Below are 7,496 nucleotides of genomic sequence, written 5' to 3'. Positions count from 1 at the left end.
AGGTCGCCCCCAACCCCCCCGCGCCGGGGCCCCGGGCCGACCCCCAAAAACCCCCCCCCCCCGCGCGGGGGGGCCGCCGGCCGCCCCACCGCCGGCAAGCCAGCTCCCACAGGTCCAGCGACAATCTTGAGAACAACGCTGTACTTGTGGGAGCTGGCTTGCCGGCGATGGGCTGCAAAGCAGCCCCAGCAAGGCCCGCCCCTACTCCGGCAACTGCACCCGGGGTTTGGTTGCCGCGAAGATCGCCCAACTCGACACGAACAGTGCCGCGATCAGTGGCCCGATCACGAAGCCGTTGAGCCCGAACACCGCCAGCCCGCCCAGCGTCGACACCAGAATCAGGTAGTCCGGCATTCGCGTGTCCTTGCCCACCAGGATCGGCCGCAACAAGTTGTCCACCAGGCCGATCACCAGCACGCCGAATGCGGTCAGGATCACCCCCGACAAAATTGCACCGGTCAGCAGGAAATACGCCGCTACCGGCGCCCACACGATCCCCGCACCTACCGCCGGCAACAGCGACAGAAACGCCATCAGCACCGCCCACACCAGCGCACTCGGGATACCCAGCACCCAGAAGATGAAACCGCCCAGCGCCCCCTGGGTAATGGCCACCAGCACGTTACCTTTCACCGTCGCCCGCACCACACGGTTGAACTTCAGCTGCAAACGGCGCTTCTGGTGTTCAGGCAGCGGCACTGCCAGACGCACCTGGCGGGCGACCTCCGCGCCTTCGCGCAGGAAGAAGAACAACAGGTACATCATGATGCCGAAGCTGATCACGAACTCGAAGGTGCCCTGCCCAAAGTTGAACGCCTGGCTGGCCAGCACCTGGCTGCCTTGGGTTGCCCATTTGGTGATCTTGTCGCGTAGCCCGTCGAGGTTGCCCATGCCCATGCTGTCCAGCCCCCGCTGGGCAAAAGCCGGAAGCATGTCCTTGCCGCGCTCGACATAGCCGGCAATATCCAGCTCCCCATGCTCGATGCGCTGGTACAGGGTGGCGCCCTCCTGCACCAGCAGCGCGCTGGTGATGATCACCGGAAGGATCGCCACCAGCAGGCACACCAGCAAGGTGGTTGCCGCGGCCAGGTTGCGCCGACGGCCAAAACGCAGCAGCAGGTGGCGCTGCAGCGGAGCGAACAGGATGCCGAGTATCACCGCCCAGAAGATGGCACCGTAATACGGCAACAGGATCCAGATGAAGGCGATGGTCACCAGCGCCAGCAGTACTGCCAGGGCTTTGTTCTGCAGGGCGGTCTGGTTCATCGCGGTTCCTCGCATGGCTTATGCGTTATTAGTGCACCGCGCCTTGGTAAAAGTGCCGTCATTCCCTTGATGCAAGTCAATACGCGCCGTGTCTGCCAGCCCTAGCATCCGCGCCTTTTGCTCCGGTGCGCACATGAACCCTATCGCCAAGCCCGAACTGCTGGCCCCCGCCGGCACCCTCAAGACCATGCGCTACGCCTTCGCCTACGGCGCCGACGCGGTCTACGCCGGCCAGCCACGCTACAGCTTGCGGGTGCGCAACAATGAGTTCGACCATGCCAACCTGGCCCTGGGCATCCAGGAGGCGCATGCCCTGGGCAAGCGCTTCTACGTGGTGGTCAACATTGCCCCGCACAATGCCAAGCTCAAGACCTTCCTCAAGGACCTGGCGCCGGTGATCGAGATGGCCCCGGATGCGCTGATCATGTCCGACCCAGGCCTGATCATGCTGGTACGCCAGCACTTCCCGCAGATGCCAGTGCACCTGTCAGTGCAGGCCAACACGGTGAACTGGGCCAGCGTGCAGTTCTGGCAGCAACTTGGCCTGAGCCGGGTGATCCTGTCGCGCGAGCTGTCGCTGGAAGAGATCGAGGAAATCCGCCAGCAGGCGCCGGACATGGAGCTGGAGGTGTTCGTCCATGGAGCCCTGTGCATGGCCTACTCCGGTCGTTGCCTGCTGTCTGGCTACCTCAACAAGCGCGATGCCAACCAAGGCACCTGCACCAACGCCTGCCGCTGGAAGTACGACGCCACCCCAGCCACCGAGAACGCCACCGGCGACATTGTGCGAGAGGTGCAGCCCACGCTGGGCCTGGGTGCGCCGACCGACCAGGTATTCCTGCTGCAGGAAAGCAACCGCCCCGGCACCGAAATGCCGGCGTTCGAAGACGAGCACGGCACCTACATCATGAACGCCAAGGACCTGCGCGCCATCCAGCACGTCGGGCGCCTGGCCACCATCGGCGTGCACTCGCTGAAGATCGAAGGCCGCACCAAGTCGCATTTCTACTGCGCCCGCGCCGTGCAGTCGTACCGCCAGGCGATCGACGACGCGGTGGCCGGGCGGCCATTCGACCGCTCGCTGATGGACAACCTCGAGTCTCTGGCGCAGCGCGGCTACACCGAAGGTTTCCTGCGTCGTCACGTGCATGACGAATACCAGAACTACCAACGCGGCAACTCGGTGTCCGAACGCCAGCAGTTCGTCGGCGAACTGACCGGCCTGCGCGTGGACGGCCTGGCCGAGGTCAAGGTAAAGAACCGCTTCGCCGTGGGTGACCACCTGGAACTGATGACCCCACGCGGCAACTACCACTTCGATCTCGAGCATATGAGCAATGGCCAGCAGCAACCGCTGCAGGTCGCCCCGGGCGATGGCCACACCATCTACCTTCCTGTTCCCGAGCAGGTGCCATTGGCATACGGCCTGCTGATGCGTGACCTGCCAGCTTGAGCGAGGTGGCTAGAGCTCAATCCTGGTAATGGCGCCAAGGCGCCGGTCGCCCAACTCTTTACGAATCTGCTGACGAAAAGCGGCGAAACGTTCCAGGTCAAAACGGTAAACAGTGCCGGTGTTCCACACGACGATGTCACGCTGGGCCTCGCTCCAGAATCCGAAGTCGCGCATCTCCACCGTGCCATTGAAGCGAAACGAGTAGACCGCCAGATGGATCTGGCCTTCCTCGTCCTTCTGGCAGGGTGTTATCAGAAACGATGAGGCGACGTCGTTTTGCCAGCCAGACTGCAGGAACTTGCTGGCGTGTGCACTGATTCGCAGTTCCTGCATGGAGGCACGCGCCAGTTGGGCCAACAGCGTCGGTGTGCTGCCTGTGCCGATGGGCTCGAGCCTGGTATCGAAATCGTCATGATCCCTGATGACCTGGGGCGGCAACTCCAGGGCGGCCGTCTTTACGCAGCCATGTTTCTCCAGGCGATTGCGGAAGCGGTCGAACCAGCTTTTCCATAGCTCGTCCCGGTCGAGGAAGCGGCTTGCGAACTCATCGGCATGGTCCAGCAACGTTTGCACGTCCTGGCGTTCCTCGTCGGACAGGTTTGGTCCGATGCCGATCAGATTGGTCTTGGAGTACAACAGGCAGTCCAGGGGTAGCGTCATGATCCAGCAGGCTCTCAGATAGGTGTGCCGCACGTTAGCCAGCGTGATGACAGGCCGGCATCCGGAACCACTACCAGGCAGGTAGACTGGGTGCCTGACAACGCTGGCGAACAGCAACAGGCCGCGCTGCGCCAGAAAGCCGCTTGCGCTATGCTGCTGGCCAACCGATGGATACCGGACCGCTCCTGGGGCCTTAACGGCACCGGGCGCGTGCAAGGCACAGGCCTGGTCGCCGGTATCCGCCCACGTTTTTGAAGAGGTGCTTCATGAAGCTGCGTAAACACCTGCTGCCCCTGGGCCTGCTGGCTGTCACTGGCCTGGCCCAGGCTGGCGAGACCATCGACGTCTACCGCGACCCCAACTGTGGTTGCTGCAAGGCCTGGATCAGCCACCTGCGCGACAACGGCTTCACCGTCAACGACCATGTCGAGCCAAACATGAGCGAGGTCAAGCAACGCCTGGGCGTGGCACCACGCCTGGCGTCGTGCCATACCGGGGTGATCGACGGCAAGTTCGTCGAAGGCCACGTGCCGGCCGAGCAGGTGCGCCTGCTGGCCAAGCGCAACGACCTCAAGGGCCTGGCGGTGCCGGGCATGCCGATGGGCTCGCCGGGCATGGAAATGGGTGACCACAAGGATGCCTATCAGGTCATCGGCGTGACCCAGGACGGCAAGGACACCGTGGTCGCCAACTACTGATGCTAAGCCTGTGGGCGCTGTTCCTCAGCGCCTTCGGCGCCGCCACCCTGCTACCGCTGCAATCGGAGGCCGTGCTTGTCGGCCTTTTGCTGCGCCAGCCCGAGGCCTGGGCCACCCTGCTGCTGGTGGCAACCCTGGGCAATGTGCTGGGCTCAGTGGTCAACTGGGTGCTGGGCCGGGCCATCGAGCACCTGCGCGACAAGCGCTGGTTCCCGTTCAGCCCTGCCCAGCTGGAGCGCGCGCAACAGCGCTACCAGCGCTGGGGTCAATGGTCGCTGCTGCTCAGCTGGATGCCGGTGATCGGCGACCCGCTGACGCTGATCGCCGGCATCATGCGTGAGCCGTTCTGGCGCTTCCTGCTGCTGGTGACGCTGGCCAAGGCTGGCCGCTATGGGGTGCTGGCGATGATTACCCTGGGCTGGTTTCACGCCTGGTAACACCTTTCACGTTCCGCGTGGTCCACTGGCTGTTACAGTCGCCCCTTCCTACATGGCCCTACACGGAGTGCCCCCATGCTGCGCGCAACCGCCCTGGCCCTGGCCTGCCTCGCCGGCAGTTCGGCCATCGCCGCCGAATCGCCCACCTACGGCCCCCATCTGGAGGGCTTCAGCTACCCGCATCCGCTCAAGCATTTCGACTTCAAGTCCCAGGGCCAGGCCCTGCAGATGGGCTACATGGACGTGCCCGCCCAGGGCCAGGCCAACGGCCACAGCGTGGTGCTGATGCACGGCAAGAACTTCTGCGCTGCCACCTGGGAAACTACCATCAACGCCCTGAGCAAGGCTGGCTACCGGGTCATCGCCCCGGACCAGGTCGGCTTCTGCAGCTCCAGCAAGCCGGCGTATTACCAGTACAGCTTCCAGCAGCTGGCGAGCAACACCCATGCCCTGCTCGAGCAGCTGGGCGTGAAGCAAAGCATCGTGCTCGGCCATTCCACCGGCGGCATGCTTGCCACCCGCTATGCCTTGATGTACCCGCAGCAGGTGGAGCGCCTGGCGATGGTCAACCCCATCGGGCTGGAAGACTGGAAAGCCCTGGGCGTGCCCTACCGTACGGTGGACCAGTGGTATGCGCGCGAGCTCAAGCTGGATGCCGAAGGCGTGCGCGAGTACGAACGCAAGACTTACTACGCCGGGCGCTGGAAGCCGGAGTACGAGCGCTGGGTGCAGATGCTGGTGGGCCTGAACAAGGGGCCGGGGCATGAAGCGGTGGCGTGGAACTCGGCGCTGATCTACGACATGATCTTCACCCAGCCGGTGTACCACGAGTTCAAGGAGCTGCAGATGCCCACCCTGCTGCTGATCGGTGACCGGGACACCACAGCCATTGGCAGTGATATCGCGCCGCCGGAGGTGAAAGCGAAGCTGGGCAAGTATGCAGTGCTGGGGCCGCAGGTGGCCAAGCTGATTCCCAAGGGTGAGCTGATTACCTTTGAAGGCATGGGGCATGCGCCGCAGATCGAGGAGCCGGTGCGGTTCAACCGTACGCTGGTGGAGTGGTTAGGGCGCTAGATCTAATTTGGGGGCCGCTTTGCGGCCCTTCGCGGGCTCACCCGCTCCCACGGGTAGTGCACAGCTGCCAAAACCTGTGCAGTACCTGTGGGAGCGGGCGAGCCCGCGAAGGGCTGCAAAGCAGCCCCCTACACTTTCCAGACCTGCTCCTCGGTCCAGCCCAGCTCGGCAAAGTCCGCCGCCCGCAACCCCGCCTCTTCCTCGCAGAAAAACTCATCCAGCTGCGGCGGCCTCACTGCCGTGTCACTGAGCATCGCATGCACCTGCCCACGGTGATGCATCTGGTGCTCGAACAGGTGCGCCAACAACCGCAGCCGTTGCTCGCGCTGTACTCGCTCAGGGCGCACGATGCTCACATAGCGCCCCAGCTCACTATCGCGCAGGCCCCGGCAATAGGCGATCAGCCGGTGATCGGCCTGGGCCTGTTCGGCATGCAGGTCGGTGCACGTGGCAAATGGCTGCTCCGGGTCGAAGAAACGCTCGCCGTCGGCGTCGGGCTGTTCGCCACGCTGCTCGCACTCGAGCATGTGCAGGTAGAACCAGTCCACTGTCAGCAGATGGTTCAGTGTGGCCTTGATCGACGGGAAGAAGCTGCAGCGTGGGGCGACGAATTCGTCCTGGGTCAGTTGCAGGCAGGCCTTGTACAGACGGTGGTTGGCCCAGCCATTGTTGTAGGCCTGGGTCAGCAGATGATGCGACAGCGGCTCCATGGTTCGGCTCCTTTTCAGGCGAAGCGTTGCAGTTGCATCTCCCGTAGCCGGCTCAGGGTCCGTTGGTACGGGAACGCCAGATACCCTTGAGTGTAGAGCGCATCCAGCGGCACCTGTGCCTCCAGGTACAACGCCACCCGGCGGTCGTAGCATTCGTCGACCAGGGCAATGAAGCGGCGCACTGCGTCGTCCTTGGGCGACAGCGCCGGCAGCTCGCGATCACCCGCCACCACCCGCGCCGCCGCATCCTCGGTGCCCCGGGCAATGCGGCCGGCCCGCTGTTCACCCCCCAGCGCCGGAATGTCCGACACCAGGATGGCCGGGAACCGGTCGCACAGGGCCATGAACTCCATGGCCGCCAGTGGCTGTTCGCACAGGTCGGTGAAGCGGCACCAGATGGCCTGCGCGCTGCGCCGCACCACCTGCACCTGCCGGGAGCCGATTGCCAAGGGCTGATCGTGACCTGCATCGCCGGGGCTGAGCTGGCGGAACACCTCGGCTAGCTGGCTGGCCTGGCCCGCTTTCTCCACCCAGTAACGCTGGCGCTCGACGCCGGGGTGCAGGCGATGGTCCTGCTCGCCGGCTACCGGCAGTACCTGCATGTGCCGCTGGATGGCGGCGATGGCCGGCAGGAAACGCTCGCGGTTGAAGCCGTCGCGGTAGAGCTGCTCGGGTGGCTGGTTGGAGGTGGCGACGATCACCACGCCTTGGTCGAACAGCACCTGGAAAAGTCGGCCGAGGATGATCGCGTCACCGATGTCGTTGACGAACAGCTCGTCGAAGCACAGCACGCGAATCTGCCCGGCCAGTTCCCCAGCCAGCGCCAGCAGCGGGTCGGCAGTGCCGTTGAGCTGGAACAGCCGCTGGTGGACCCAGGCCATGAAGTGATGGAAATGCTGACGCCGGCTGGGTACCCGCAGGCAGCGGTGGAACTGGTCCATCAGCCAGGTCTTGCCTCGCCCGACCGGGCCCCAGAGGTAGATGCCCTGGGTGGACCAGCCTTGTTCGACAGCCTGGAAACAGGCTTGCAAGGCCTCGACGGCGCGGGCCTGGGCGGGGTCGGCGACATAGCCCTGGGTGGTCAGGGCCTGTTGGTAGAGGGAATGGGGATTCATAACCATGCGGCATTCTACACATACCTTGTGGGAGCGGCCTTGTGTCGCGAAAGGGCCGCGCAGCGGCCCCAGCAATATTCGCC

General features: G+C 64.4%; 9 protein-coding genes. 5 read left to right on the top strand and 4 right to left on the bottom strand.

Annotated elements, in window-relative coordinates:
- Nucleotides 1-201 precede the first annotated feature (201 nt).
- Entirely contained in the window at nt 202-1,266 is a 1,065-nt protein-coding gene (locus IRZ77_RS26470; protein ID WP_046615902.1) for an AI-2E family transporter, read from the bottom strand.
- A 133-nt stretch (nt 1,267-1,399) separates the two neighbouring features.
- On the opposite strand from IRZ77_RS26470, the gene trhP reads away from it, so the two are divergent.
- Nucleotides 1,400-2,719 carry a prephenate-dependent tRNA uridine(34) hydroxylase TrhP gene (gene trhP, locus IRZ77_RS26465; RefSeq protein ID WP_046615901.1) on the top strand — a complete coding sequence of 440 codons (1,320 nt, stop codon included), beginning with the start codon at nt 1,400-1,402 and terminating at the stop codon, nt 2,717-2,719.
- A 9-nt stretch (nt 2,720-2,728) separates the two neighbouring features.
- Here trhP and IRZ77_RS26460 read toward each other — a convergent pair whose 3' ends face one another.
- The gene (locus IRZ77_RS26460; RefSeq protein WP_085601648.1) at nt 2,729-3,379 is read right to left on the bottom strand and encodes a hypothetical protein; all 651 of its coding nucleotides are present in this window, start codon (nt 3,377-3,379) and stop codon (nt 2,729-2,731) included.
- Between the two features lie 90 nt (nt 3,380-3,469).
- Between IRZ77_RS26460 and IRZ77_RS26455 the strand changes: the two genes are divergently transcribed.
- From IRZ77_RS26455 to IRZ77_RS26440, 4 genes are all read left to right on the top strand, one after another.
- Nucleotides 3,470-3,634, top strand: coding sequence for a hypothetical protein (locus IRZ77_RS26455; RefSeq protein ID WP_196174630.1), 165 nt, complete (start codon nt 3,470-3,472; stop codon nt 3,632-3,634).
- Between the two features lie 11 nt (nt 3,635-3,645).
- Entirely contained in the window at nt 3,646-4,077 is a 432-nt protein-coding gene (locus IRZ77_RS26450) for a DUF411 domain-containing protein (protein WP_046615899.1), read from the top strand.
- Entirely contained in the window at nt 4,077-4,514 is a 438-nt protein-coding gene (locus IRZ77_RS26445) for a YqaA family protein (RefSeq protein WP_013971818.1), read from the top strand. The genes IRZ77_RS26450 and IRZ77_RS26445 overlap by 1 nt, the downstream gene beginning before the upstream one ends.
- Before the next feature lie 75 nt (nt 4,515-4,589).
- Entirely contained in the window at nt 4,590-5,588 is a 999-nt protein-coding gene (locus tag IRZ77_RS26440; RefSeq protein ID WP_196174629.1) for an alpha/beta fold hydrolase, read from the top strand.
- A 128-nt stretch (nt 5,589-5,716) separates the two neighbouring features.
- Here IRZ77_RS26440 and IRZ77_RS26435 read toward each other — a convergent pair whose 3' ends face one another.
- Nucleotides 5,717-6,298 carry a DinB family protein gene (locus IRZ77_RS26435; protein WP_196174628.1) on the bottom strand — a complete coding sequence of 194 codons (582 nt, stop codon included), beginning with the start codon at nt 6,296-6,298 and terminating at the stop codon, nt 5,717-5,719.
- A gap of 14 nt (nt 6,299-6,312) precedes the next feature.
- The gene (zapE, locus tag IRZ77_RS26430; RefSeq protein WP_196174627.1) at nt 6,313-7,419 is read right to left on the bottom strand and encodes a cell division protein ZapE; all 1,107 of its coding nucleotides are present in this window, start codon (nt 7,417-7,419) and stop codon (nt 6,313-6,315) included.
- Between the last annotated feature and the right edge of the window lie 77 nt (nt 7,420-7,496).

It is taken from the genome of Pseudomonas pudica, from assembly GCF_015680405.1.
Classification (GTDB): Bacteria; Pseudomonadota; Gammaproteobacteria; order Pseudomonadales; family Pseudomonadaceae; genus Aquipseudomonas; species Aquipseudomonas pudica.
The sequence above is the reverse complement of the archived record's forward strand: the minus strand, read 5'-3'. Positions and strand labels throughout refer to the sequence as shown.